This is a genomic window from Mycobacterium sp. IEC1808 (assembly GCF_002101935.1).
Taxonomy (GTDB): domain Bacteria; phylum Actinomycetota; class Actinomycetes; order Mycobacteriales; family Mycobacteriaceae; genus Mycobacterium.
In genome coordinates this window covers 110,510-135,384 of sequence record NZ_LQPV01000017.1, presented here as the reverse complement: position 1 = coordinate 135,384, position 24,875 = coordinate 110,510, and the positions used below count along the sequence as shown (strand labels likewise).

General features: G+C 70.1%; 25 protein-coding genes. 16 read left to right on the top strand and 9 right to left on the bottom strand.

From position 1 onward, the window contains the following. Positions 1 to 9: 9 nt before the first annotated feature. Both cobA and AWB92_RS11250 read left to right on the top strand, forming a co-directional pair. Positions 10 to 1,206 (top strand): uroporphyrinogen-III C-methyltransferase, encoded by a 1,197-nt coding sequence (gene cobA, locus AWB92_RS11255; RefSeq protein ID WP_085185552.1) that lies wholly within the window; start codon positions 10 to 12, stop codon positions 1,204 to 1,206. A gap of 33 nt (positions 1,207 to 1,239) precedes the next feature. Continuing rightward, positions 1,240 to 2,832, top strand: coding sequence for an MFS transporter (locus AWB92_RS11250; protein WP_068103572.1), 1,593 nt, complete (start codon positions 1,240 to 1,242; stop codon positions 2,830 to 2,832). An 89-nt stretch (positions 2,833 to 2,921) separates the two neighbouring features. On the opposite strand, the gene AWB92_RS31035 is transcribed toward AWB92_RS11250, so the two are convergent. Next, complete coding sequence (locus AWB92_RS31035) at positions 2,922 to 4,160, bottom strand: sterol desaturase family protein (protein WP_085185550.1); 1,239 nt, start codon at positions 4,158 to 4,160, stop codon at positions 2,922 to 2,924. A 101-nt stretch (positions 4,161 to 4,261) separates the two neighbouring features. Here AWB92_RS31035 and AWB92_RS11240 point away from each other — a divergent pair, with 101 nt between their 5' ends. Further along, a complete protein-coding gene (locus AWB92_RS11240; protein WP_085185548.1) occupies positions 4,262 to 6,010 on the top strand; it encodes a proline--tRNA ligase in 1,749 nt (582 codons plus the stop codon). A 6-nt stretch (positions 6,011 to 6,016) separates the two neighbouring features. Here AWB92_RS11240 and AWB92_RS11235 read toward each other — a convergent pair whose 3' ends face one another. Together AWB92_RS11235 and AWB92_RS11230 are read right to left on the bottom strand one after the other, a co-directional pair. Beyond that, positions 6,017 to 6,463: a ferritin-like domain-containing protein gene (locus AWB92_RS11235; RefSeq protein WP_068186500.1), complete on the bottom strand. Its 447-nt coding sequence runs from the start codon at positions 6,461 to 6,463 to the stop codon at positions 6,017 to 6,019. 13 nt (positions 6,464 to 6,476) lie between these two features. Beyond that, the gene (locus AWB92_RS11230; protein ID WP_085185546.1) at positions 6,477 to 7,010 is read right to left on the bottom strand and encodes a twin-arginine translocation signal domain-containing protein; all 534 of its coding nucleotides are present in this window, start codon (positions 7,008 to 7,010) and stop codon (positions 6,477 to 6,479) included. A gap of 182 nt (positions 7,011 to 7,192) precedes the next feature. On the opposite strand from AWB92_RS11230, the gene rimP reads away from it, so the two are divergent. The 6 genes from rimP (at position 7,193) to AWB92_RS11200 (ending at position 13,447) form a co-directional block, all read left to right on the top strand. After that, positions 7,193 to 7,744 (top strand): ribosome maturation factor RimP, encoded by a 552-nt coding sequence (gene rimP / locus AWB92_RS11225; protein ID WP_085185545.1) that lies wholly within the window; start codon positions 7,193 to 7,195, stop codon positions 7,742 to 7,744. Continuing rightward, on the top strand, positions 7,741 to 8,784 hold the full coding sequence (gene nusA, locus AWB92_RS11220) for a transcription termination factor NusA (RefSeq protein WP_085185543.1): 1,044 nt from the start codon (positions 7,741 to 7,743) through the stop codon (positions 8,782 to 8,784). Before rimP ends, nusA begins: the two co-directional genes overlap by 4 nt. A 62-nt stretch (positions 8,785 to 8,846) precedes the next feature. Beyond that, complete coding sequence (locus tag AWB92_RS11215) at positions 8,847 to 9,185, top strand: YlxR family protein (RefSeq protein ID WP_193791397.1); 339 nt, start codon at positions 8,847 to 8,849, stop codon at positions 9,183 to 9,185. Between the two features lie 65 nt (positions 9,186 to 9,250). Continuing rightward, entirely contained in the window at positions 9,251 to 11,980 is a 2,730-nt protein-coding gene (gene infB / locus AWB92_RS11210) for a translation initiation factor IF-2 (protein WP_085185541.1), read from the top strand. Then, the gene (rbfA, locus tag AWB92_RS11205) at positions 11,980 to 12,462 is read left to right on the top strand and encodes a 30S ribosome-binding factor RbfA (RefSeq protein ID WP_085185539.1); all 483 of its coding nucleotides are present in this window, start codon (positions 11,980 to 11,982) and stop codon (positions 12,460 to 12,462) included. Before infB ends, rbfA begins: the two co-directional genes overlap by 1 nt. Continuing rightward, positions 12,437 to 13,447, top strand: coding sequence for a bifunctional oligoribonuclease/PAP phosphatase NrnA (locus AWB92_RS11200; RefSeq protein ID WP_142282045.1), 1,011 nt, complete (start codon positions 12,437 to 12,439; stop codon positions 13,445 to 13,447). Before rbfA ends, AWB92_RS11200 begins: the two co-directional genes overlap by 26 nt. Before the next feature lie 7 nt (positions 13,448 to 13,454). Here AWB92_RS11200 and AWB92_RS11195 read toward each other — a convergent pair whose 3' ends face one another. Next, positions 13,455 to 14,024 (bottom strand): hypothetical protein, encoded by a 570-nt coding sequence (locus tag AWB92_RS11195; protein WP_085185537.1) that lies wholly within the window; start codon positions 14,022 to 14,024, stop codon positions 13,455 to 13,457. Between the two features lie 9 nt (positions 14,025 to 14,033). Continuing rightward, complete coding sequence (locus tag AWB92_RS11190) at positions 14,034 to 14,780, bottom strand: enoyl-CoA hydratase (protein ID WP_085185535.1); 747 nt, start codon at positions 14,778 to 14,780, stop codon at positions 14,034 to 14,036. Between the two features lie 141 nt (positions 14,781 to 14,921). On the opposite strand from AWB92_RS11190, the gene AWB92_RS11185 reads away from it, so the two are divergent. Continuing rightward, on the top strand, positions 14,922 to 15,191 hold the full coding sequence (locus AWB92_RS11185; protein ID WP_085185533.1) for a DUF2277 domain-containing protein: 270 nt from the start codon (positions 14,922 to 14,924) through the stop codon (positions 15,189 to 15,191). Then, on the top strand, positions 15,188 to 15,736 hold the full coding sequence (locus AWB92_RS11180) for a DUF1802 family protein (RefSeq protein WP_085185531.1): 549 nt from the start codon (positions 15,188 to 15,190) through the stop codon (positions 15,734 to 15,736). Before AWB92_RS11185 ends, AWB92_RS11180 begins: the two co-directional genes overlap by 4 nt. Here the strand turns inward: AWB92_RS11180 and AWB92_RS11175 are convergent. Together AWB92_RS11175 and AWB92_RS11170 are read right to left on the bottom strand one after the other, a co-directional pair. Continuing rightward, positions 15,695 to 17,422: a CocE/NonD family hydrolase gene (locus AWB92_RS11175; protein ID WP_085185711.1), complete on the bottom strand. Its 1,728-nt coding sequence runs from the start codon at positions 17,420 to 17,422 to the stop codon at positions 15,695 to 15,697. The two genes, AWB92_RS11180 and AWB92_RS11175, sit on opposite strands and share 42 nt — an antisense overlap. A gap of 42 nt (positions 17,423 to 17,464) precedes the next feature. Continuing rightward, positions 17,465 to 18,040 carry a DUF3558 domain-containing protein gene (locus AWB92_RS11170; RefSeq protein ID WP_085185709.1) on the bottom strand — a complete coding sequence of 192 codons (576 nt, stop codon included), beginning with the start codon at positions 18,038 to 18,040 and terminating at the stop codon, positions 17,465 to 17,467. Positions 18,041 to 18,168: 128 nt separating this feature from the next. On the opposite strand from AWB92_RS11170, the gene AWB92_RS11165 reads away from it, so the two are divergent. Genes AWB92_RS11165 through truB form a run of 3 tightly spaced genes read left to right on the top strand, consistent with a single transcriptional unit; the run spans position 18,169 to position 20,695 of the window. Next, complete coding sequence (locus AWB92_RS11165; protein WP_085185529.1) at positions 18,169 to 19,134, top strand: metallophosphoesterase; 966 nt, start codon at positions 18,169 to 18,171, stop codon at positions 19,132 to 19,134. Further along, positions 19,131 to 19,817 carry a 4'-phosphopantetheinyl transferase gene (locus AWB92_RS11160; protein ID WP_085185527.1) on the top strand — a complete coding sequence of 229 codons (687 nt, stop codon included), beginning with the start codon at positions 19,131 to 19,133 and terminating at the stop codon, positions 19,815 to 19,817. Before AWB92_RS11165 ends, AWB92_RS11160 begins: the two co-directional genes overlap by 4 nt. Further along, positions 19,814 to 20,695: a tRNA pseudouridine(55) synthase TruB gene (gene truB / locus AWB92_RS11155; RefSeq protein ID WP_085185525.1), complete on the top strand. Its 882-nt coding sequence runs from the start codon at positions 19,814 to 19,816 to the stop codon at positions 20,693 to 20,695. The genes AWB92_RS11160 and truB overlap by 4 nt, the downstream gene beginning before the upstream one ends. 4 nt (positions 20,696 to 20,699) lie before the next feature. Here truB and AWB92_RS11150 read toward each other — a convergent pair whose 3' ends face one another. Next, the gene (locus AWB92_RS11150) at positions 20,700 to 21,527 is read right to left on the bottom strand and encodes an SHOCT domain-containing protein (RefSeq protein ID WP_085185523.1); all 828 of its coding nucleotides are present in this window, start codon (positions 21,525 to 21,527) and stop codon (positions 20,700 to 20,702) included. A gap of 165 nt (positions 21,528 to 21,692) precedes the next feature. Between AWB92_RS11150 and AWB92_RS11145 the strand changes: the two genes are divergently transcribed. Further along, positions 21,693 to 22,883, top strand: a complete 1,191-nt coding sequence (locus tag AWB92_RS11145) for a lipid-transfer protein (protein WP_068185045.1) — start codon at positions 21,693 to 21,695, stop codon at positions 22,881 to 22,883. 7 nt (positions 22,884 to 22,890) lie between these two features. Continuing rightward, a complete protein-coding gene (locus tag AWB92_RS11140; protein WP_085185521.1) occupies positions 22,891 to 24,129 on the top strand; it encodes an acyl-CoA dehydrogenase family protein in 1,239 nt (412 codons plus the stop codon). On the opposite strand, the gene mntR is transcribed toward AWB92_RS11140, so the two are convergent. After that, positions 24,126 to 24,830 carry a manganese-binding transcriptional regulator MntR gene (mntR, locus tag AWB92_RS11135; RefSeq protein ID WP_068185051.1) on the bottom strand — a complete coding sequence of 235 codons (705 nt, stop codon included), beginning with the start codon at positions 24,828 to 24,830 and terminating at the stop codon, positions 24,126 to 24,128. The two genes, AWB92_RS11140 and mntR, sit on opposite strands and share 4 nt — an antisense overlap. Positions 24,831 to 24,875 lie beyond the last annotated feature (45 nt).

Genomic DNA, 24,875 nt, shown 5'->3' with positions numbered 1-24,875 from the left:
GCTTGCCGCGTGACCGACAACGCCTACCTGGCCGGGCTGCGGCTGGCCGGCAAGAAGGTCGTCGTGGTCGGCGGCGGGACCGTCGCCCAGCGCCGGTTGCCCCTGCTCATCGCCAGCGGCGCCGACGTACACGTCATCACGCGCACCGCCACCCCGGCCGTCGAGGCGATGAGCGGAATCGTCCTGTCGGTGCGCGAATACCGCGACGGCGACCTCGACGGGGCGTGGTACGCGATCGCGGCCACCGACGACGCCCGGGTTAATGCCGCCGTCGTCGCCGAGGCCGAACGCAATCAGATCTTCTGCGTCCGCGCGGACATCGCCGTCGAGGGAACCGCGGTCACCCCGGCGACCTTCAGCTACGCGGGCCTGTCGGTGGGGGTGCTGGCCGGTGGCGAGCACCGCCGGTCCGCGGCCATCCGGTCGGCCATCCGGGAGGCCCTGCAGCAGGGGCTCATCACGGCCGAGAGCTCCGACGTGGTGCGCGGCGGGGTGGCGCTGGTCGGCGGCGGCCCCGGCGACCCCGAACTGATCACCGTGCGCGGGCGGCGGCTGCTCGCCCAGGCCGACGTCGTGGTCGCCGACCGGCTGGCGCCGCCGGAACTGCTCGCGGAGCTGCCGCCGCACGTGGAGGTCATCGACGCGGCCAAGATCCCGTACGGGCGCGCCATGGCCCAGGACGCGATCAACCACGTCATGATCGAGCGGGCCCGATCCGGCAGCTTCGTCGTCCGCCTCAAGGGCGGGGACCCCTTCGTCTTCGCGCGCGGGTATGAGGAGGTGCTGGCATGCGCCGAAGCCGAAATTCCGGTGACCGTGGTGCCCGGTGTGACAAGTGCCATAGGCGTGCCCGCGCTGGCGGGCGTTCCGGTCACGCACCGGGCGATAAATCACGAGTTCGTGGTGGTCAGCGGGCACGTTGCGCCGGGCCACCCCGAATCGTTAGTGAATTGGGATGCATTGGCCGCGATGCGGGGCACCATTGTTTTGCTGATGGCCGTCGAACGCATCGAGCAGTTCGTCGACGTGCTGCTGAAGGGCGGCCGACCTGCGGATACGCCGGTGTTGGTGGTCCAGCACGGGACAACCGCAGCTCAGCACACGTTGCGGGCCACCCTCGCCGACACGCCGGAAAAGATCCGCGCCGAGGGGATCCGACCTCCGGCGATCATCGTGATCGGGGCCGTAGCTGCGTTCGGCGTTTAAAAGATTCTTAAGATTACTGTAAGGTAACCCATTATGACGGCTCTCAACGACGCAGAGCGCGCGGCCCAAAACTGGACCTCCGCACGCCCCGATCGTCCGGCCCCGGTGCGCGCTACGCCGCCGGCGGAGACCGCCTCCTCACGTATCGGCAGGTATTCGCCTACGTGGCTGCCTTCGTGGCGCTTCATCGCGGCCGTGATCGCGATCGGTGGCATGCAGCTGCTGGCGACCATGGACAGCACCATCGCCATCGTGGCGCTGCCCAGGATCCAGAACGACCTGAGCCTCTCCGACGCCGGCCGCAGCTGGGTGATCACGGCGTACGTGCTGACGTTCGGCGGGCTGATGCTCCTGGGTGGTCGCCTCGGCGACACCATCGGGCGCAAGCGCACGTTCATCGTCGGCGTCGCGCTGTTCACCATCTCCTCCGTGCTGTGCGCGGTCGCTTGGGACGAGGCGACCATGGTCATCGCCCGGCTGCTGCAGGGCATCGGTTCGGCCATCGCGTCGCCTACCGGTCTGGCGCTGGTGGCGACCACCTTCCCGAAGGGGCCGGCTCGTAACGCCGCGACGGCCGTGTTCGCCGCGATGACCGCGATCGGCTCCGTGATGGGCCTCGTCGTCGGGGGCGCGCTGACCGAGCTGTCCTGGCGGCTGGCCTTCCTGGTGAACGTGCCGATCGGGCTGGTGATGATCTACCTGGCCCGCACCGCGCTGCGCGAAACCAACCGGGAGCGGATGAAGCTGGACGCGACCGGCGCCATGCTGGCCACGCTGGCCTGCACTGCCGCCGTCTTCGCCTTCTCGATGGGTCCGGAGAAGGGCTGGGTCTCGGTCACCACCATCGGCTCGGCCGCGGTGGCCCTGGCGGCGGCCCTGGCCTTCATCGTCGTCGAGCGCACCGCCGCGAACCCCGTCGTCCCGTTCGAGCTGTTCCGCGACCGCAACCGGCTGGTCACGTTCGCCGCGATCTTCCTGGCCGGCGGACTCATGTTCAGCCTGACGGTGTGCATCGGCCTGTACGTGCAGGACATCCTCGGCTACAGCGCGCTGCGGGCGGGTGTCGGCTTCATCCCGTTCGTCATCGCGATGGGCATCGGCCTCGGTCTGTCGTCGCAGCTGGTGTCGCGGTTCTCACCGCGGGTGCTGACGATCGGCGGCGGGCTGCTGCTCTTCTGGGCGATGATCTACGGCTCGCTTTTCATGCACCGCGGCGTGCCGTACTTCCCCAACCTGGTGCTGCCGATCATCGTGGGCGGGATCGGGATCGGCATTTGCGTGGTCCCGCTGACCCTGTCGGCGATCGCCGGTGTCGGCTTCGACCAGATCGGCCCCGTGTCGGCGATCGCGCTGATGCTGCAGAGCCTGGGCGGCCCGCTGGTGCTGGCCGTCATCCAGGCCGTGATCACCTCACGCACGCTGTACCTGGGCGGCACCAACGGCCCGGTGAAGTTCATGAACGCCGCGCAGTTGCAGGCCCTCGACCACGGCTATACCTACGGGCTGCTGTGGGTGGCCGGCGTGGCCGTCATCGTGGGCGGCGCGGCGCTGCTCATCGGTTACACCCCCGAGCAGGTCGCCCACGCGCAAGAGGTCAAGGACGCGCTCGACGCCGGCGAGCTCTAAGCTCCCGTAACTCGCCGCGAGAGTGCCGGCAGCGACGGTCTTACTCGGGGAATGCGTTGCCAGTTGCACTTTCGCGTCTTCGCGCGCGGTCACCCCGCCCGCAGCGGCCACACCAGTTGCCGCAAATATCCCGCGGGTTCGCCCTCGTCGATGCCGTACTGCGCGGGCCAGCCGTGGGCGGGTAGGTACAGGGTGCCGAACAGCGCGTCAACGGCCGGGAACTCCCCGGCGTAGTTGGAGTTGTACGCCCGGGGATCGCGGGCGTGATGCCAATGGTGGAACTGCGGGGTCGCGATCACCCACCTCAGCGGGCCGAACGTGAGCCGCACATTGGCGTGGATGAAAATCGCCTGCAGCGTGGTCAGCACGACGAACGCGCCCAGGCTGATTCGACCGAACCCCAGCGCATACAGCGGCAGCACCGCGCAGGAGCGGATGAAGATCTGATCCAGCGGATGCAGGTGGCTGGCGGCGAGCCAGTCCATTTCGCGGATGCTGTGGTGCACGCGGTGGAACCGCCACAACAGCGGAACCTCATGCGCCGCACGGTGCCCCGCATAGCCACCGACCGTGGCGATCGCCAGCGCGGCGATGATCTGCGCCCAGCCCGGACTTGCGGCGATCGCGGACCGGACGGGCGGGGGGACGAAGGCCCGCAGCACGGTGCCGACCAGCACCACCGCGACGACGGTCCCCACCTTGAGCGCGGCCCCGTTGACCAGGTAGTGCACCAGGTCGGTACGCCATCCCGCCCGCAGAATCCGGCGCGGCCGCAGCGCGAACAGCCGCTCGAGCGGAATGAAGATGACCGCCAGCACGACCATCCCGATCACGATTCCGCCGCGCACGGACAGGGCGGCCAACACCAGCGCCGACGTGAGGAGCACCAGGACGACGCCGCCGAGTCCCGGCCTGACCCCGTCCGGCCCGCTCGGGACCTCGGCCGGCGCCGTCACCGGCTGGACCGAACGGGCCGGCCTGCCCAGCCGGCCCCACGCCGCGAGCACGCCGGCCACCACCACCACCCCCGCCACACCCGCGGCCGGTCGCTGGGTCGCCAGCGCGATCGCGCCGATCAGCAGAATCGACTGAACGGCCAGGCCGGCCGCGCCCAACACCCGTCGGCCCTGCAGCAGCCGCATCGCGTGCCAGCCCACTAGTGCCGCCGCCCCGAGCAGGGCCAGCGTCGGCAATCCGGCGCTGTGGACCGCGACAGCCGTTGCGGCGCAAAGGATTCCGATCAGCTCGAGCAAATACAGAGCGGTCAAGGTCGCCAGCACGGGCCGGCTCCGGTCACCGGAGCCCCCGCCCGTCACGGACGTGCCCATGCGCGTCAACGTATCGCGCGCCGCTGAGGAGAAGCTGAGTTTCCGGGCACACGGGGCGACGATTTTCGGCAGGCCCACGCCACTGGCTAGGCTGGCCCGCTGTGATCACCCGGATGTCCGAGCTGTTCCTGCGCACCCTGCGCGACGACCCCGCCGACGCCGAAGTGCCCAGCCACAAGCTGCTCATTCGCGCCGGCTACGTCCGGCCCGTCGCGCCCGGGCTGTACAGCTGGCTGCCCCTCGGGCTGCGGGTGCTGCGCAAGATCGAACGGATCGTCCGCGACGAGATGAACGCGATCGGCGGGCAGGAGATCCTGTTCCCGGCCCTGCTGCCGCGCGCGCCGTACGAGACGACGAACCGCTGGACCGAGTACGGCGACGGCGTGTTCCGCCTGCAGGACCGCCGCGGCAACGACTACCTGCTGGGCCCCACGCACGAGGAGCTCTTCGCCCTGACCGTCAAGGGCGAGTACAGCTCCTACAAGGACTTTCCACTGTTGCTGTTCCAGATCCAGAACAAGTACCGCGACGAGGCGCGGCCGCGGGCCGGCATCCTGCGGGTCCGGGAGTTCGTGATGAAGGACTCCTACTCGTTCGACATCGACGACGCCGGGCTCAAGGCCGCCTATCACGCGCACCGCGAGGCGTATCAGCGCATCTTCGAGCGGCTGCAGGTGCGCTACGTCATCGTGTCGGCGGTGTCGGGCGCGATGGGCGGCAGCGCGTCCGAGGAATTCCTGGCCGAGAGCGAAGTCGGCGAGGACACCTTCGTGCGCTGCCTGGAGTCCGGGTACGCGGCCAACGTCGAGGCGGTCGTCACCGCCCGCCCCGAGGCGCGCCCGATCGACGGGCTGCCCGAGGCGGTGGTCCACGACACCGGCGACACCCCGACGATCGCCACCCTGGTCGCCTGGGCCAACGGCGCCGACCTGGGCCGTGAGATCACCGCGGCCGACACCTTGAAGAACGTCCTGCTCAAGGTCCGCCAGCCCGGCGGCGAGTGGGAGCTGCTGGCCGTCGGGGTGCCCGGCGACCGCGAGGTGGACGACAAGCGGCTGGGCGCGGCGCTGGAACCGGCCGACTACGCCTTGCTCGACGATGCCGACTTCGCCAAGTACCCGTTTCTGGTGAAGGGTTATATCGGGCCGAAAGCGTTGCGGGACAACGGCGTTCGCTATCTCGTCGACCCGCGGGTGGTGGACGGCACCAGCTGGATCACCGGGGCCGACGAGCCCGGCCGGCACGTCGTCGGCCTGGTGGCGGGCCGGGACTTCACGGCCGACGGCACCATCGAGGCCGCCGAGGTGCGCGACGGCGACCCGTCCCCGGACGGGGCGGGCCCACTGGTGTCCGCGCGCGGCATCGAGATCGGGCACATCTTCCAGCTCGGCCGCAAATACACCGACGCCTTCACCGTGGACGTCCTCGGCGAGGACGGCAAGCCGGTGCGCCTGACCATGGGCTCCTACGGCCTGGGCGTCTCCCGGATGGTGGCCGTCATCGCCGAGCAGCACCACGACGAGCTGGGCCTGCGGTGGCCGTCGGCCGTGGCGCCGTTCGACGTCCACCTGGTCATCGCCAACAAGGACGACCAAGCCCGCGCTGGGGCGATCGCGCTGGCCGACGATCTGGATCGGCTGGGTCTCGAGGTGCTGCTCGACGACCGCCAGGCGTCGCCTGGGGTGAAGTTCAAGGACGCCGAGCTGCTGGGCGTGCCGCGGATCGTCGTGGTGGGGCGGGGCTGGGCGGACGGGGTGGTCGAGTTGCGGGATCGCTTCGGCGGGGGGACCCGCGAGCTCGCGGTGGGCGAATCGCTGGCCACCGACATCGTGGCGGCCCTGGACCGGTAGCGCGGACTACTCGTTGCCGCCCGGGAAGCTGGTCGTGATGGGCCAGGCGCCCAGCACGCGGTTCCACCTGGCGGCCATGACCGTGCTCTGCATCAGGGCGTTGGATGCGAACGCGCGGTCGTCCGCCGTCTCCGCGTGCTCGATGACGGCGCGCCACGCCGTCGAGCAGTCGTTCTCCATGCGGGCCGCCAGCCGCGCCGCGTCGGCCGGGCTGCCCACCAGCATCGGCAACTGGTAGCCCGCGGCGGCGACCGGCGCGTTGACCTTCCGCGCGGCCAGCATCGCGATCACGTCGTCGCGGCGTTGGCGGTGCTGGCCCAGGGCCTCCACCACCATGTCGTTGACGCTGGGCGGCGACAGCGCGGACACGATGCCGTAGCCGTAGATCGTCGAGTGCTCGATGGCCAGCGCGTCGCACAGGGCCGCGTTGTCGGCGTCTTTTCCTGTTGTCATATCGAGCCGGAACTCATATCGACGGCCCCCCGGGCACCAGCGCCACGGTCGCGGACGCCGTGCACGACGCGGCGATCGACGCGAGCAGCCCGGACCGGTAGCCGGACTCCGTCGTCACCAGCCGGCTGGCGTTCTCCGCCGACGCGCGCAGCGAGTTGATCACGTCGGGCACCGGCGGCGGTGGCGGCGGCGGCCCCGGCGGCGCGGTGGGGGTGGGGCTGGGGCTCGTGGTCTCGCTCGACGACGCGGTGAGCTTGCCCGCCGCCCGGGAGATCTCCGTGGACAGCGCGCGGGCGTGTGCGGCGCGTTGGGTCGCGACGACGGTCAGCGCGGCCGCGACCTGCGGCGCGAGACCCACGGCCGTGGCGGCGGCCCCGGCCAGCGCGCTGTCTTTGCGGGCCTGGTCCAGCGGCCCCAACAAGTTTTCGACGGCGGGCGGCTTCGGCTGCGGTTCGCCGCAGGCGGACGCGACCACCCCGAGCGCAGCAAGGGCTGCGGCGCCGGCGAGCACACCCCGCCGGTTGGTAACCGGTACTGCGCTAGGCACAGCAACATCCTGCCATTGCGCGAAGGGGGGCCGGTCCAAGGACCGTGACCACGCACGATCACGCCGTTATGGGCGTTTCCTGGCGTATCGTGGGTAGCTGACTGACACCGGAAACCACCCGGAAACCACCTGGGTGGCGACATCCGCCAGATGACCGGACAACTCAAGATGAGGAGCTCGCCGTGACCACCGGGCTACCTTCGCAGACGCAGGTGATCGAGCTACTCGACGGAGAATTCGCGCGCGCCGGTTACGAAATCGAAGACGTGGTCATCGACGGCCGCGCGCGTCCGCCGCGGATCACCGTGATCGCCGACGGCGACGAGCCCCTCGACCTCGACACGATCGCCACCCTGTCCCGTTCGGCGTCGGCTTTGCTGGACGGCTCGGACATCGTCGGCGCCTTCCGCGACAGCTACGTGCTGGAGGTCAGTTCTCCGGGCGTGGACCGCCCGCTGACCAGCGAGAAACACTTCCGCCGCGCCCGTGGCCGCAAGGTCGAGGTCGCGTTGTCGGACGGATCGCAGCTCACCGGCCGGGTCGGGGAAACCCGCGACGGCACGGTCACGCTGGTGGTTCGCGCCGGCCGGGACTGGACCGTACGCGAGATCCCCCGCGCCGAAATCGTGAAAGCCGTTGTGCAGGTTGAGTTTTCACCACCAGCCCGGGCGGAGCTGGAACTGGCTGGATTGGCTGAGGCGGGGCGGCCGGACAGGACGGAGGCCGGAACATGAACATCGACATGGCCGCATTGCACGCGATCGAGGTGGATCGGGGCATCTCGGTCAACGAGCTGCTCGAGACGATCAAATCCGCGCTGCTCACCGCCTACCGGCACACCCAGGGCCATCAGATGGACGCGACCATCGAGATCGACCGCAAAACCGGCGTCGTTCGCGTGATGGCACGGGAGACCGACGAGGACGGCAACGTCATCAGCGAATGGGACGACACCCCGGAGGGTTTCGGACGCATCGCCGCGACGACCGCGCGACAGGTGATGCTGCAGCGATTCCGGGACGCCGAAAACGAGCGCACCTACGGGGAGTTCTCCACCCGCGAAGGCGAGATCGTCGCCGGGGTGATCCAGCGCGACAGCCGGGCCAACGCGCGCGGGCTGGTCGTGGTGCGGATGGGCAGCGAGACCAAGGCGTCCGAGGGCGTGATCCCCGCGGCCGAACAGGTCCCCGGCGAAAGCTACGAGCACGGCAACCGGATTCGCTGCTACGTCGTGGGCGTGACGCGCGGGTCCCGCGAACCGGTGATCACGCTGTCACGGACCCACCCCAACCTGGTCCGCAAGCTGTTTTCGCTGGAAGTCCCGGAAATCGCCGACGGGTCGGTGGAGGTCGTGGCGGTAGCCCGGGAGGCCGGGCACCGCTCCAAGATCGCGGTGCGCTCGAACGTTCCCGGCCTCAACGCGAAGGGCGCCTGCATCGGCCCGATGGGGCAGCGGGTGCGCAACGTGATGAGCGAGCTCTCCGGCGAGAAGATCGACATCATCGACTACGACGAGGACCCGGCCCGCTTCGTCGCCAACGCGCTGTCGCCGGCGAAGGTGGTCTCCGTGTCGGTCATCGACCAGACGGCCCGGGCCGCCCGCGTGGTGGTGCCCGACTTCCAGTTGTCGCTGGCGATCGGCAAGGAGGGCCAGAACGCCCGGCTGGCCGCGCGACTCACCGGGTGGCGCATCGACATTCGGGGGGATTCCCCGGGGCACGCCGAGAGCCACGCCGACCACGGCGCCGGTCACCCGGTGGCACACGATCACTGACCTCACCTAACCGGCCCGCGCGGGCGGTTCTGACCTCCGGTCAAGTGACGCTAGACTGAGCCGTGATCCAGCGCGAACTTCCGGGCCCCGTGCGAACGTGTGTGGGGTGCCGAAAGCGAGAGCTGGCCGCCGAACTGCTTCGCGTGGTGGCTGTGTCGACGGGGAACGGCGAATACGCCGCGATCGTTGACGACAGGAGTAGCCTGCCGGGGCGGGGTGCATGGCTGCATCCCGCGCCACAGTGCGCACAACAGGCGATTCGGCGGCGGGCTTTCACCAAAGCGTTGCGCATCACCGGTCCACTGGACACATCCGCGGTGGTCGAGCACTTGGCAGTGCACGATTCGCCCGGCAACAGAAGAGGCAGCAAAGAACATGAGCACACCGTGAAGTCCCGATGACAATGCGTCATAGCTAAACCCGAGGCGCGCGGCCCACTGCTGTCGCCTCATAGACAGGAGATGTAGTGGCAGGTAAGGCCCGCGTACACGAGTTGGCCAAGGAACTCGGTGTCAGCAGTAAGGAAGTCCTCGCCCGACTGAATGAACAGGGCGAATTCGTCAAATCCGCATCGTCGACGGTAGAGGCGCCGGTAGCCCGCCGGCTGCGCGAGTCCTTCGGCGGCAGCAAGCCGGCCGCCACCAAGGCACCCGCCAAGTCGCTCGACAAATCCCTTGATCGAGCCCTCGACAAGGCGATCAGCAAGCCCGCCGGAAACGGCGAAGCGACCGCGGCGCCCGCCAAGCCCGCCGCCCCGCAGAGCGCCCCGGCCGCGACGGCCGAAGCGCCCGCGGCGACGCCCGCGCCCCCGCGGCCCCAGCCCGGGCAACCGGCGGCGCCGACACCGGGACAGCCGGCCCACCCGGCCCCGCAGCCCGGCATGACACCGGGCCCGCGGCCCGGCCCGATACCCAAGCCGCGCGCGCCCCGAGTCGGCAACAACCCGTTCTCGTCGGCGCAACCCGTCGACCGGCCCATCCCGCGCCCGCCGGCCCCCCGTCCCGGGGCGCCCCGGCCCGGCGCGCCGCGGCCGGGCGCCTCGCCCGGCAGCATGCCGCCCCGGCCCGGCGGTGCCGCGGGTCAGGGCCGCCCGGCCCGGCCCGGCGCCCCGCGACCCGGCGGCGGCCGGCCCGGTGGGCCCGGCGGCCGCTCCGACGGCGGTGGCGGCAACTACCGCGGCGGTGCCGGCGGCGTCGGCGCCCCGCCCGGGGGCGGCTTCAGGGGCCGTCCCGGCGGTCCCGGCGGTGGCGGCGGTGGCCGCCCGGGACAGCGCGGCGGCGCGGCCGGCGCGTTTGGCCGCCCCGGCGGCGCGCCCCGGCGCGGCCGCAAGTCCAAGCGGCAGAAGCGCCAGGAATACGACTCGATGCAGGCGCCGGTCGTCGGTGGTGTGCGGCTGCCGCACGGCAACGGCGAGACCATCCGGTTGGCGCGCGGGGCGTCCCTGTCCGACTTCGCCGAGAAGATCGACGCCAACCCGGCATCGCTGGTGCAGGCGCTGTTCAACCTCGGCGAGATGGTGACGGCCACCCAGTCGGTCGGCGACGAGACGCTCGAGCTGCTCGGCAGCGAGATGAACTACGTCGTGCAGGTCGTCAGCCCCGAGGACGAGGATCGCGAGCTGCTGGAGTCCTTCGACCTGACGTACGGCGAGGACGAGGGCGGCGAGGAGGACCTGCAGACCCGGCCGCCGGTGGTGACCGTCATGGGTCACGTCGACCACGGTAAAACCCGGCTGCTGGACACGATTCGTAAGGCCAACGTCCGCGAGGGTGAGGCCGGTGGCATCACCCAGCACATCGGCGCCTACCAGGTCGCCGTCGACCTGGACGGCACCGAGCGGCTGATCACCTTCATCGACACCCCGGGTCACGAGGCGTTCACCGCCATGCGTGCCCGCGGTGCCAAGGCGACCGACATCGCGATCCTGGTGGTCGCCGCCGACGACGGCGTGATGCCGCAGACGGTGGAGGCCATCAACCACGCGCAGGCCGCGGACGTGCCGATCGTGGTGGCGGTGAACAAGATCGACAAGGAGGGCGCCGACCCGCAGAAGATCCGCGGGCAGCTCACCGAATTCGGTTTGGTCCCAGAGGAATTCGGTGGCGACACGATGTTCGTGGACATCTCGGCGAAGGTGGGCACCAACATCGAGGCGCTGGAGGAGGCGGTGCTGCTGACCGCGGACGCCGCCCTGGACCTGCGGGCCAACCCCGACATGGAGGCGCAGGGCGTGGCGATCGAGGCGCACCTGGACCGCGGCCGCGGGCCGGTCGCCACGGTGCTGGTGCAGCGCGGCACGCTGCGGGTCGGCGACTCGGTGGTGGCCGGCGACGCCTACGGCCGCGTCCGCCGCATGGTCGACGAGCACGGCGAGGACGTCGAGGAGGCGCTGCCGTCGCGGCCGGTGCAGGTCATCGGGTTCACGTCGGTGCCCGGCGCCGGTGACAACTTCCTGGTCGTCGACGAGGACCGCATCGCGCGGCAGATCGCCGACCGGCGCAGCGCCCGCAAGCGCAACGCCCTGGCGGCCCGCTCGCGCAAGCGGATCAGCCTGGAGGACCTGGACTCGGCGCTGAAGGAAACCAGCCAGCTGAACCTGATCCTCAAGGGCGACAACGCCGGTACCGTCGAGGCGCTGGAGGAGGCCCTGATGGGCATCCAGGTCGACGACGAGGTGGCGCTGCGCGTCATCGACCGCGGCGTCGGCGGCATCACCGAGACCAACGTCAACCTGGCGTCGGCGTCGGACGCGATCATCATCGGGTTCAACGTGCGCGCCGAGGGCAAGGCGACGGAGCTGGCCAACCGCGAGGGCGTGGAGATCCGCTACTACTCGGTCATCTACCAGGCGATCGACGAGATCGAGAAGGCCCTGCGCGGCATGCTCAAGCCGATCTACGAGGAGAACCAGCTGGGCCGCGCCGAGATCCGGGCGCTGTTCCGCTCCTCGAAGGTCGGCCTCATCGCCGGCTGCATGATCAGCTCGGGGGTGGTGCGCCGCAACGCGAAGGCCCGGCTGCTGCGCGACAACATCGTGGTCGCCGACAACCTCACGATCACCTCGCTGCGCCGCGAGAAGGACGACGTGACCGAGGTGCGCGAGGGCTTCGAATGCGGTATGACGTTGGGCTACAACGACATCAAGGAAGGCGACATCATCGAGTCCTACGAGCTGGTGCAGAAGGAACGCGGCTGATGGCGGACCCCGCAAGGGCGCGCCGGTTGGCCAAACGGATCTTCACCATCGTCGCCTCGGCGATCGAGTTCGAGATCAAGGATCCGGGCCTGGACGGGGTGACCATCGTCGACGCGAAGGTGACCGCCGACCTGCACGACGCGACCGTGTTCTACACGGTGATGGGCCGCACGCTGGACGACGAGCCCGACTATGCCGCCGCGGCGGCCGCGCTGGAGCGGGCCAAGGGCGCGCTGCGCACCAAGGTCGGGGCGGGCACCGGCGTGCGCTTCACGCCGACGCTGACGTTCACCCGCGACACGACGGCCGACAGCGTGCAGCGGATGGACGAGTTGTTGGAGCGTGCCCGCGCCGCGGACGCCGATCTCGCGCGGGTTCGCTCGGGTGCCAAGCCGGCCGGGGAGGCCGATCCGTACCGGGTAAGCGGGGCTGGGGACGCGAGCGACGGGAACGCCGGTGACGACGATCGACCCGAAGACTGACCTGGCCAGTGCCCCGCGGATCGGGGCACGTGTCGACGCCGGCGGCGCCGTCGAGTTGCTGTCGCGCGCCGAGTCGATCGCGGTGATCGCCCACGTCCACCCCGACGCCGACACCATCGGCGCGGGGCTGGCCCTGGCGCTGGTGCTGGACCGGTGCGGCAAGCGCGTCGAGGTCAGCTTCGCCGCGCCGGCGTCGCTGCCCGAGTCGCTGGCCTCGTTGCCCGGCTGTGAGCTGCTGGTGCGCCCGGACGAGCTGCGCCGCGACGTCGATCTGGTTGTGACCGTTGACGTTCCGAGCGTCAAGCGGCTCGGGGAGCTGAGCGACCTGGCCGGCCCGGGCCGCCCGTCGCTGGTCATCGACCACCACGCCTCCAACGATCTGTTCGGCAGCGCCAACTTCATCGACGTGTCGGCGGACTCCACGACGATGATGATCGCGGACATCCTCGATGAGTGGGGCGAGCCGATCGACCGCGACGTCGCCCACTGCATCTACGCCGGCCTGACCACCGACACCGGATCGTTCCGCTGGGCCAGCGCCCGGGCGCTTCGGCTGGCGGCCCGGCTGGTCGACCTCGGCGTCGACAACGCCGCGGTCAGCCGGACGCTGATGGACACCCACCCGTTCGGGTGGCTGCCGCTGCTGTCGCGGGTGCTGGGCTCGGCGCAACTGGTGCCGGACGCGGCCGGCGGCCGTGGGCTGGTGTACGCGGTCGTCGAGCACCGGGACTGGATCAGCTCGCGCGCCGAGGAAGTCGAGAGCATCGTCGACATCGTCCGCACCACCCAGCAGGCGGAGGTGGCGGCGGTGTTCAAGGAGGTCGACCCGCAACACTGGTCGGTGTCGATGCGGGCCAAGGCGCAGGTTGATCTGGCGGCCGTCGCGTCTGAGTTCGGCGGCGGGGGCCACCGGCTGGCCGCCGGCTATTCGACCGTCGGTTCGATCGACGACGCGGTCGCGTCGCTGCGCGCGGCGCTCGGCTAACCGCGCGTTAGAACGCCCAGCTTCCCGAGCGCTGCAGCACGAAACCGTGGTCGCCGCTGGTGGTGTCCAGGCAGGCCACCAGGTTGTCGGCGCCCACGGCGCACGTCACGTTCAGGTACGACACCTTCTGTCCCGCCGCCAACGGTTTGCCGCCGGATGTCAACGGGGGCGGGTTGCCTTCGCACCCGCTGTAGGTCATGCGGCTCAGCTCGTAGCCCGGCCCCTTGAAGTTCACCGCGCCGACGACGCAGTCACCCGGCTTCGTGTGCCCGCCGCCGGGGAACGGCACGTCGTCCATGCCGGGCATGTCGCCGCTGCACTTGATGTCCTGTGACGGTTGCGGCGGGGGCGCCGTGCCGCCGTAGAAGTCGCACACCAGCGTCGGCGTGGGCGCAAAGCTGATCCGGGTCGCGCTGCCCTGGGGCGTGGTGGCGTAGCCGTCCGCGGCAACGGAGGTGAAGCTGTCGAGGTTGGGGAAACCCGGGGGCGGCACCGCGCCGGCCTGCGGCACCGGGATCACGGCGGCCGCCAGGGTCAGGCCGCCGAGGGCACGCAGGGCGTAGCGGCGAGCACGCATCGCTTCCTCCTAACGCACCTGGGCCCGCCCGCGCTGCAGCACGGCGTCGCGGTTGGCGGCGATGTCGTCGCCGCTGGTGCGGAACTGCCGGGCGGCCGTCGCCTCCAGCCAGAGCCCGGTGCTGGTGTGCGTGTCGTCGATGCGGTGATAGGACGCCAGCAAGGCCCGCACCGCGTTCTGGTTGTTGCCGACGATCGAGGCCGCCACCTGGCGGGCGGTGGGCAGCAGCCGCTCGTGCGGCACCACCTCGGTCACCAGGCCGGCGCGCAGCGCGTCGGCGGCGGACAGGTAGTCCCCGGTCAGGCTCATCCGCCGGGCCAGGCCGACGCCCACCTTCTGGGGGAGCCGCACGGTCAGTCCCCAGGTTGGCAGCAGGCCCACGCGGGCGTGCGTGTCGGCGAAGCGGGCCTGTTCGGAGGCGATCAGGACGTCGCAGTACAGGGCCAGCTCCAGCCCGCCGGTGACCGCGGCGCCGTTGATCGCGCCGATCACCGGCTTGGTCAGCGCCGGCCAGCGCGGCGAGATGTCGGGGAGCGCCGTTTCGCTGCCCAGCTCCTTGAGGTCCAGCCCCGCGCAGAACACCGGGTCGGCACCGGTGACGATGACGACGTCGACGCCGTCGTCGGTTTCGGCGTCGGCCAGGGCACCGAAGAAGCGGTCCCGCAGCGCCGAGGACAGCGCGTTGCGCGCCTCGGGGCGGTTGAGGGTCAGGGTGCGCACCCGCTCGTCGGTCTCGATCAGCAGGACGTCTGTCATGTGTTCACCGTAGTCAGCCGGGATCGCCCGAATTCGCCGAGTCTGCGCTGAGAGCGTCGCTGCGCCGAAAATACTCGATCTGACCGCAGTCTCGATGCGCTGAACGCAGCGCTCGTGGCTGGCGCATTTATCGTTGAGGCCATGTGCCGGAACATCACCGAACTGCGGGGCCTGCAGCCGGAGGCCACCCCGGAGGAGGTCGCGGCGGCGGCGCGCCAGTATGTGCGCAAGGTCAGCGGCATCACCCGCCCCTCGGCCGCCAATGTCGACGCGTTCGAGGCCGCGGTCGCCGAGGTCACCGAGACGACGGCGCGATTGCTTGCGGCCCTGCCGCCGCGGCGCCAGCCACCGAAGACCGTGCCGCCGCTGCGCCGCCCGGAGGTGCTGGCCCGCCTCGCCAACGCGAAATGACACCCGCGCTCAAGGAGTGGGGCGCCGTCGTGCACGCGCTGCTCGACGGCCGCCAGCGGGTGCTGCTGCGCAAGGGCGGCATCGGCGAAAAGCGGTTCGAGCTCGCGGCCCGGGAGTTCTTGCTGTTCCCGACCGTCGCCCACAGCCACGCCCAGCGCGTCCGGCCCGAGCACCGCGACCTGCTGGACGCCGGGGCCGCCGACAGCGCCGACGACCACCTGGTGCTGCGCGCCGCAGCGAAAGTCGTTGCGGCGCAAGAGGTCAACCGGCCGGATGGCCTGCCGGCGATCGAGGACCTGCACATCTGGACCGCCGAGTCGGTGCGCGAGGATCGGCTGGACTTCCGGCCCAAGCACAAGCTGGCAGTGCTCGTGGTGTCGGTCATCCCGTTGGCCGAGCCGGTGCGGATCCCGCGGGTCCCCGAGTACGGCGGCTGCACCAGCTGGACGCAGCTACCGCTGACGGATGTTCGCTTGGCCGCGCCGGTGCACGACGAGGCCGCGCTACACCGGGTGGCGCTGCGGGTCCGCGACGCGGTCGGTTAGCGGGTCGGCGGGGCCCTCGGGAAGTAGCAGCCGGGAAAGGCCGTAGTGCACAGAGTGGGTGGCCGGTGTGGCCTGCCCTGCCGTCAACAACGGTTCGCCGGACCCGAGGTTGCGCGCGAAGCGTGGAAACCAGCTGCCCGCGATCAGGACGCGGATGCGTGAGCCGGCGCGGAAGCGGTGGGCGATCCCGTCGAGCTCCACCCGCACGATCTCGGTCCCGGCGGCGGCGTCGGCGGCGCCCAATCGCCGGTAGCCGTCGCTGACATTGCGGGAGCGGCCCTTGGCGTTCACCTCGCTCACCCGAACGAACAGATCGACGTGGGGGTTGTCGGAGCTGTGCGCCAGCTCGACCACGGGGGTCCCGTACACGTAGAGGTCGTGGGTGAGCGTGAGGCTGGTGAACGCCAGGACGTCGTCCCGCGCGGCGAGGCGGGTGTCGTCGCGGTAGCCCCCGTTCGTGGACAGCAGCGGGCCGCCGGTGGTGGGTGTCGGGTCGGCGGGGTCGGAGCGAAATGTCGCCGGGGCCAACCCTTCCGGGGTCGGCGCCGTCTCGCCCAGGTGCCCCCCGGGCCGCAGGTACAACGCCCGTTCGGTGGTGGCAGGGGGCCAGTCGGGCAGGTGGCGCCAGGCTTGGCCCTTGTCCGCGCCGGTGACGCAGACGTGCACGCTGCTCGGCCGGCGCTGGGGCTCGCCGCGCAGGTGGGCGTCCAGCCAGTCCAGCGTCTCGCGCGCGCTGATAGGGAGCGCCTTGCCGAGCAGCTGGGTGTGCGTCCAGGGCCCGACGGTGAGCGCGACCTCGACGTCGCGGCCGCGCAGCTGGGCATACTGCTGCAGCGTCTGCCGGATGAAGATGTCCTGCCAGCCGCCGATGAGCAGCACCGGCACCCGCGCCCGGTCCAGCGCGTCGGTGAACCGCCGGGCGTCCCAGAACACGTCGTCCTGCTCGTGGTGTTCGATCCACGATTCGAACCACGGCGCGCCCTCGCCGAGCATCGCCCGGGCCGCGCTGCCCAGGGGCAGCGCACGCGCCGCCTCGGCCACCTTGCGCCGGGCCTGCAGCTGGCGCAGCGCCATCTTGACCCCTCGCGGGTCCTCCTGGTGGGCGACCAGATCGCTCCAGCCCAGGAAGTCGTTGACGGCGAACGAGCCGGTGCCCCACACCGAGGCGTTGAAATCGTGTGGGCCCGCGGTGATCACGGCCGCGGCCAGCTCCGGTGGCGGGTCTCCCAGCAGCGCCCACTGGGTGAAGCCCAGGTAGGACACCCCGACGGTGCCGAACCGGCCGGTGAACCAGGGCTGCTCGCGCAGCCAATCGACCGTGTCGGCGCCGTCGGCGGCCTCGTTGACCATCGGGTCGAAATCGCCGCCCGACCCGTACGTCCCGCGCACGCTCTGCAGCACGACGTGGTAGCCGCGAGCGGCGTACAGCCGGGCGTAGGCGTGCGAAAACGGAAACCCCCGCCCATACGGTCCGCGGACGAGCAGGGTGCCCGCGGGGCTGGAGGTGACCGGCGCGTAGTGGTCGGCCGCCAGCGTGACCCCGTCGCGCATCGGCACGTCGACGCGCGCCACGGTGTACTCGGTGGTGGCCCGGGGCAGGCCCAACAGCCGGCCGAGCGCGGCGTCGCCCACCCGTGCCAGCGTGCGGGGATTGGGCTGGGCGGGGCGCGTCGAGGTGGTGCTCACCGACCCCACCCTAGGTTTTTCCGCCGACGCCGGGCGGCTTTATCAGAACTTGTAGTACGGCGCGAGGTCGTTGGCGCGCTGCAGATTGGTGGACATGCAGTCCACCTCCGGGTTGGAGTAGACGGCCGAGTAGTACAGCGCCTGCTGCAGCACCCCGTAGCTGGTCTTGAACGCGACCATGCAGGAGAAGAACCAGAAGCTGTTGTGATAGGTCGGCTTCATCACCCAGTACTGCGCCGCGCGGTGCCCGGCGATCGTGGTCTCGATCGCGTCGGCGGGCAGGGATTGCTCGTAGGTGCGCCAGATGATGGGCTCGACGGCCAGCTGGTAGTTGCCCGCGTCGAAGTGGCAGCGCAGCCCGTCCTCGTGTTCGGGCGGTGTGAAGCCCAACCCGAGCCGCTGCACGACGTCGAACGGGATGTCCTCGCACGCGTCGAACGGACGCGGGTCGGTGGTGGCCACGATGGGACTCTTCATGGTGGTCTCCATCGGTTCGGCCGTCGACCGCAGCTCGACCGGCTCACCGCCGTTCGGCCCCGGCGGGGCGCTTTGCCAACCCGCGACCAGCGCCGTGGCCAGCGCACCCAGCGCCGAAACCAGCCGCAACTTGGCGATCACCGACATGTCCTACCCTCCCTTGCCGGGAGTGTAGAGCCCCCGCAGTGAAAAGAGAACACGTTCTAATCCCGCGGGCAAGGGCCTGGCGGAAACCGGCTCATCGCCGCGGGTCGTTAGGCTGGTTAGTCGTGGCGAGCCGGGAATCGACTAATGGTGCGCAGCCGACGCTGTGGGCGGTTTCCGATCTGCACACCGGTCACCTGGGCAACAAGCCGGTCACCGAATCGCTGTACCCGTCGTCGCCGAACGACTGGCTGATCGTCGCCGGCGACGTCGCCGAACGCACCGACGACATCCGTTGGGCGCTTGACGTGCTGCGGCGCCGGTTCGCCAAGGTGATCTGGGTGCCCGGCAACCACGAGCTGTGGACCACCAGCCGCGATCCCGTGCAGATCTTCGGCAAGGCGCGCTACGACTACCTGGTCAACATGTGCGACGAGATGGGCGTGGTCACGCCCGAGCATCCGTTTCCGGTGTGGACCGAGCGCGGCGGACCGGCCACGATCGTGCCGATGTTCCTGCTCTACGACTACACCTTCTTGCCCGAGGGGGCGACGAGCAAAGCCGAGGGCCTGGCGATCGCGCGGCAGCGCAACGTGGTGGCCACCGACGAATTCCTGCTCTCGTCCGAGCCGTACGCCACCCGCGAGGCCTGGTGTCGCGAGCGGTTGGCCGCCACCCGCGCCCGCCTCGAACAGCTGGACTGGATGACACCGACCGTGCTGGTGAACCACTTTCCGTTGGTGCGCGACCCCTGCGACGCGTTGTTCTACCCGGAGTTCTCGCTGTGGTGCGGAACCACTAAGACCGCCGACTGGCACACCCGCTACAACGCGATCTGTTCGGTGTACGGGCACCTGCACATTCCGCGCACCACCTGGTACGACGACGTGCGCTTCGAGGAGGTGTCGGTGGGTTACCCGCGAGAGTGGCGCCGCCGCAAGCCGTACAGCTGGCTGCGCCAGGTGCTGCCCGATCCCCAGTACGCGCCGGGTTACCTCAACGACTTCGGCGGCCACTTCGTGATCACCCCCGAGATGCGCCGTCAGGCCCAGCAATTCCGGGAACGAGTGCGGCAGCGGCAGTCTCGATGACGGCCCGCACGCTGGTGTCGGCGGTCTTGCCCGACACCGCATCGCAGGATCTCGCGTACGCGGAGGTGTATTCCGACCCGCCGGGCCTGACCCCGTTCCCCGAAGAGGAGCCGCTGATCGCCAAGTCGGTCGCCAAGCGGCGCAACGAGTTCATCACCGTGCGGCACTGCGCCCGCATCGCGATGCGCGAGCTCGGGGTGCCGCCGGTGCCGATCCTCAAGGGCGAGAAGGGCCAACCCTGCTGGCCCGACGGTGTGGTGGGCAGCCTCACCCACTGCACGGGCTACCGCGGCGCGGTGGTGGGGCGCGCCGGCGCGGTGCGCTCGGTGGGCATCGACGCCGAACCGCACGACGTGCTGCCCGACGGCGTGCTGGGCGCGATCGCCCTCGACGACGAACGCCAGGAGATCGCCGCGTTGCCCCCCGGCCTGCACTGGGACCGGATCCTGTTCTGCGCCAAGGAAGCAACCTACAAGGCGTGGTTCCCGCTGACCGAGCGCTGGCTGGGTTTCGAGGACGCCCACATCGTGTTCGACCCCGATCCGACCGGCCGGGGAAGCACCGGGACGTTCGTCTCCAAGATCCTGATCGACGGCGCCGCGCTGTCGGGGCCGCCGCTGACCGCGCTGCGGGGTCGCTGGTCGGTCGAGCGTGAACTGGTGCTCACCGGCATCGTCCTATGACCGGACCGGGCATAGTCGTCGTCGACAAACCGGCCGGGATGACCAGTCACGACGTGGTGGGCCGCTGCCGCCGCATCTTTGCCACCCGCCGGGTCGGGCACGCGGGGACGCTGGACCCGATGGCCACCGGCGTGCTGGTGATCGGCGTCGAGCGGGCCACCAAGATCCTCGGCCTGCTCACCGGGGCGTCGAAGTCGTATGCCGCCACCGTCCGGCTGGGTCAGGCCACCTCCACCGAGGACGCCGAAGGCGAAGTGCTGCAATCGGTTTCGGCCGCACACGTGACCGATGAGGAGATCGCCGCCGCAGTCGCCGGGCTGCGCGGGGACATCGAGCAGGTCCCGTCGGCCGTCAGCGCGATCAAGGTGGAGGGCCGCCGCGCCTATCGGCTGGTCCGCGAGGGCCACACCGTCGACCTGCAACCGCGCCCGGTCCGCATCGATCGGTTCGAGGTGTTGCGCGTCCAGCGCCACGATGAGCTCGTCGACGTCGACGTCGAGGTCGACTGCTCGTCGGGGACCTACATCCGCGCGCTGGCCCGCGATCTGGGCGCCGCGCTGGGCGTCGGCGGGCACCTGACGGCGTTGCGGCGCACCCGCGTCGGGCACTTCTCGCTGGACCAGGCGCGCTCGCTCGATGACCTCGCCGAGGCGCCGCGGCTGACCTTGACCCTGGATAACGCGTGCCTGCTGATGTTTGCGCGCCGCGACCTGTCCGCCGAGGAGGCCTTGGCGGCGGGCAACGGCAGGGCCCTTTCGCCGGCCGGCATCGACGGCGTCTACGCCGCCACAGACGCCGACGGTCGGGTGATCGCGCTGCTGCGCGACGAGGGGCCGCGGACCAGGTCCGTCGTGGTGCTCCGCCCGGCCACGCTCTGACGCGTCAGAGCCGGCCGAGGAGTTCGGTCTTCTTCGCGGCGAACTCCTCGTCGGACAGGATGCCGCGCTCGTGCAGGCCGGCCAGCGATTCGATGGCCGCGACGATGGCCTGGGAGTCCTCCGGTGGGCCGGCAGTGTGTTTGGCGGCCGGTGCCTCGGGTGGGAATTGCACCTCCGGCGCGGACTGTGGCGTCGGGCCGGACTGATACTGCGCTTGGTAGCCGGGGGTGGGCGCCGCGCCAGGAGTCTGCCGACTCTGACCTGCCTGATGCGCACCGACCTCACTGAGACTCGACACGCCGAAGGTGCCGAACTGGCTGGTGAAGCTCACCGAGCTGTAGCCGGCGCCCTGCTGCTGTTGCACACCGCCGATCTGGTGCTCGCCGGTATCGAAAACTCTTGTGACGCCGTTGATGTGGATGGCCAGGCGCCGCGTGCTCGGGAAGAACGCGTAACGCACGTCGTTCTGTCCGCCGACCGAACTCGGCACCCCGAGGTCGGCCGGCCACCAGTTGTTCGAGGCGTACGCGGCGGGGGAGTCCGGAGGCTGGGCGGGAAATACCGTGGTGGTCGCGAGCAGCTGGGCCAGCTCGTTGCACAGCGCGTCGACGCGGGCCTTGAGCGCGTTGTCGAACATGTTGCCGACCATCGTCATGCCGCCCCGCATCCACTGCCCGTTGCCGCCGAGCTCGGGGATGGAGAACTGGGCCATCGTCCCGCCACCGATGCGCAGCGCGACCAGCATCGAAAGCACCGCTTCTTGGGAGAGCCCATGGCGCTTGGCGATCTCGGCAATCGCGTCGGCGGCCTCGGGGGTAACCGTTGCCTTCATAGTCGTGAATCTTTCGTCGTCGGTACTGGTTCGAGCCTACGCAAAACAGGTGGCGATGAGCATGGGATGACGGCGTCACGGCCGGGGTTCCGGGTGACCAACCCGCGGAGCTAAGCTGCCGCCTAGACGGGTGTCAAAAAGCCCACCATTCGGAAGGCGCGAGCTATGTCCAACAAGGTTTACGTCGTCGGCGTCGGCATGACGAAATTCGAGAAGCCGGGCCGCCGTGAGGGCTGGGACTACCCGGACATGGCGCGGGAGTCGGGCACCAACGCGCTCGCCGACGCCGGTGTCGACTACCGCGACGTGCAGCAGGGCTACGTCGGCTACGTCGCCGGCGACTCGACGTCGGGCCAGCGGGCGCTCTACGAGCTGGGCATGACCGGCATCCCGATCGTCAACGTCAACAACAACTGCTCGACCGGCTCGACCGCGCTTTTCCTGGCGGCGCAGGCCATCCGCGGCGGGATCGTCGACTGCGCGATCGCGCTCGGATTCGAGAAGATGCAGCCGGGCTCGCTCAGCGGCGGCGCCCAGGACCGCGAATCGCCGATGGGCAAGCACGTCAAGGCGATGGCCGAGATCGACGAGTTCGCGATGCCCGTCGCGCCGTGGATGTTCGGCGCCGCCGGCCGCGAGCACATGCGCCAGTACGGCAGCACTGCCGAGCACTTCGCCAAGATCGGCTACAAGAACCACAAGCACTCCGTCAACAACCCGTACGCGCAGTTCCAGGAGTCCTACACGCTCGACGACATCCTGGCGGCGCGGATGATCTCCGACCCGCTGACCAAGCTGCAGTGCTCGCCGACCTCGGACGGTTCGGGCGCGGCGATCCTGGCCTCGGAGAGCTACGTCGACCAGCACGGGCTGGCCGGCCAGGCGGTCGAGATCGTCGGCCAGGCGATGACCACCGACTTCGCGTCGACGTTCGACGGCAGCGCCAAGAACCTCATCGGCTACGACATGAACGTGCAAGCCGCGCAACAGGTTTACGACCAGTCCGGGCTGGGCCCGGAGGACTTCCAGGTGATCGAACTGCACGACTGCTTCTCGGCCAACGAACTGCTGCTCTACGAGGCTCTCGGCCTGTGCGGCCCGGGCGAGGCGCCCAAGCTGGTCGACAACGGCGACACCACCTACGGCGGACGCTGGGTGGTCAACCCGTCCGGCGGCCTGATCTCCAAGGGACACCCGCTGGGCGCGACCGGGCTGGCGCAGTGCGCCGAGCTGACCTGGCAGCTGCGCGGCACCGCCGACAAGCGTCAGGTGGACAACGTCAACGCCGCGCTACAGCACAACATCGGGCTGGGCGGCGCTGCCGTCGTCACCGCCTACCAGCGCGCCGAACGCTAAGGGCGCCATGTTCGAATGGTCCGACACCGACCTGATGGTTCGGGATGCGGTTCGCCAGTTCGTGGACAAGGAGATCCGCCCGCATCTGGACGAACTGGAAAGCGGTGAGCTCTCGCCCTACCCGATCGCGCGAAAGCTGTTCAGCCAGTTCGGCCTCGACGTCATGGCGGCCGAGTCGGTCAAGAAGATGCTGGAGCGCGAGCGCGCCGGAAACAACGAAAAGCAGGACGGCGCAGGCGATTCCGGTGGAATGGGTGCCCAGGGGTCGATGGTCGCGGTGCTGGTGTCCGAAATCGCCAGGGTCAGCATCGGATTGCTGAGCACGGCGTCGGTCAGCCTCGGCCTGGGGGCGGCGACCATCATGAGCCGCGGCACGCTGGCCCAGAAAGAACGCTGGCTGCCCGACCTGATGACGCTGAAAAAGATTGCGGCGTGGGCCATCACCGAGCCGGATTCCGGCTCCGATGCGTTCGGCGGCATGAAGACCTATGTCAAGCGCGACGGCGAAGATTACATCCTCAACGGCCAAAAGACGTTCATCACCAACGGGCCCTGCGCCGACGTGCTGGTGGTCTACGCCAAACTCGACGACGGGGACGCCACGGTGGACCGGCGCAACCGCCCCGTGCTGATCTTCGTGCTGGACGCGGGAATGCCGGGCCTGACGCAGGGCAAGCCGTTCAAGAAGATGGGCATGATGTCCTCGCCGACGGGCGAGTTGTTCTTCGACAACGTGCGGCTGACCCCCGATCGCCTGCTCGGCGAGAACCAGCGCCAGGCCGACGGCGACGGCCGCGACAGCGCCCGCGACAATTTCGCCGCCGAGCGGATCGGGATCGCGATGATGGCTTTGGGCATCATCAACGAATGCCACCGGCTGTGCGTGGATTACGCCAAGACCCGCACGCTGTGGGGCAAGAACATCGGGCAGTTCCAGCTGATCCAGCTCAAGCTGGCCAAGATGGAGATCGCCCGAATGAACGTGCAGAACATGGTGTTTCACACCATCGAGCGGCAGCAGGCGGGCAAACCGCTGTCGCTGGCCGAGGCGTCGGCGATCAAGCTGTACTCGTCGGAGGCGGCCACCGACGTCGCGATGGAGGCCGTGCAGCTGTTCGGCGGCAACGGCTACATGGCCGAGTACCGCGTGGAACAGCTGGCCCGCGACGCGAAGTCGCTGATGATCTACGCCGGCAGCAACGAGGTGCAGGTCACCCACATCGCCAAGGGCCTGCTGGCCAACTAGGCCACCACCCAGATCGCGCGGGCCGCCGGGCTGCCGAGGTCGACCGTGCTCTCGGCGCCGTCGGCGGACTCGATCGCCACCGAGATCATGCCGGCGAATTCCCGGCGGGTCAGCACCCGAAGCCGCGAGTCGAGCTGTATCCCGACGCCGGTGAAATACCGCAGCATCTCCGGGTCGGCGTCGGAGATGCGCGCCACCGTCCCGCTGTCCCCGTCGCGGCAGGCCCACAGCTGGCGGGCCGGCGGGGTGGGGACCTGACCGTCGGAGGCCGGAATCGGATCGCCGTGCGGGTCGCGTTGCGGGTAGCCCAGCTTGGCGTCGATGCGGGCCACCAGCCGGTCCGACACCGCGTGCTCGAGCACCTCGGCCTCGTCGTGCACCTCGTCCCAGCGGTAGCCGAGCTCGTTGACCAGGAAGGTCTCCAACAACCGGTGCCGGCGCACCACCTCGAGGGCCGCGCGGCGCCCCGCCTCGGTCAGCGTGACCGCGCCGTACTTCTCGTGGTCGACCAGGCCCTGCTCGGCGAGCTTGCGGATCGACTCCGAGGCCGTGCTGGCCGACACCCCGATCCGGTCGGCCAGCATCTTGGTGCTGACCTTCTGCGGGGCCCCATCCGGCGACCACTCCTGGGCATTCCAGATGACCTTCAGGTAGTCCTGGCCGACCGCGGTGATGCCGCCTGGCTCGTCGTCAGCCCTCACAACCAGAGAGTTTAGGCAAACCACACCTGATTCGGCGTGCGGCGG

Bases quoted from the DNA above. Each gene is read 5' to 3' on its own strand.
- AWB92_RS11250 (WP_068103572.1), top strand. From the start codon at position 1,240: ATGACGGCTCTCAACGACGCAGAGCGCGCGGCCCAAAACTGGACCTCC.
- AWB92_RS31035 (WP_085185550.1), bottom strand. From the start codon at position 4,160: ATGGGCACGTCCGTGACGGGCGGGGGCTCCGGTGACCGGAGCCGGCCC.
- AWB92_RS11235 (WP_068186500.1), bottom strand. From the start codon at position 6,463: ATGACAACAGGAAAAGACGCCGACAACGCGGCCCTGTGCGACGCGCTG.
- nusA (WP_085185543.1), top strand. From the start codon at position 7,741: ATGAACATCGACATGGCCGCATTGCACGCGATCGAGGTGGATCGGGGC.
- rbfA (WP_085185539.1), top strand. From the start codon at position 11,980: ATGGCGGACCCCGCAAGGGCGCGCCGGTTGGCCAAACGGATCTTCACC.
- AWB92_RS11195 (WP_085185537.1), bottom strand. From the start codon at position 14,024: ATGCGTGCTCGCCGCTACGCCCTGCGTGCCCTCGGCGGCCTGACCCTG.
- AWB92_RS11190 (WP_085185535.1), bottom strand. From the start codon at position 14,780: ATGACAGACGTCCTGCTGATCGAGACCGACGAGCGGGTGCGCACCCTG.
- AWB92_RS11185 (WP_085185533.1), top strand. From the start codon at position 14,922: ATGTGCCGGAACATCACCGAACTGCGGGGCCTGCAGCCGGAGGCCACC.
- AWB92_RS11180 (WP_085185531.1), top strand. From the start codon at position 15,188: ATGACACCCGCGCTCAAGGAGTGGGGCGCCGTCGTGCACGCGCTGCTC.
- AWB92_RS11160 (WP_085185527.1), top strand. From the start codon at position 19,131: ATGACGGCCCGCACGCTGGTGTCGGCGGTCTTGCCCGACACCGCATCG.
- truB (WP_085185525.1), top strand. From the start codon at position 19,814: ATGACCGGACCGGGCATAGTCGTCGTCGACAAACCGGCCGGGATGACC.
- AWB92_RS11150 (WP_085185523.1), bottom strand. From the start codon at position 21,527: ATGAAGGCAACGGTTACCCCCGAGGCCGCCGACGCGATTGCCGAGATC.
- AWB92_RS11145 (WP_068185045.1), top strand. From the start codon at position 21,693: ATGTCCAACAAGGTTTACGTCGTCGGCGTCGGCATGACGAAATTCGAG.
- AWB92_RS11140 (WP_085185521.1), top strand. From the start codon at position 22,891: ATGTTCGAATGGTCCGACACCGACCTGATGGTTCGGGATGCGGTTCGC.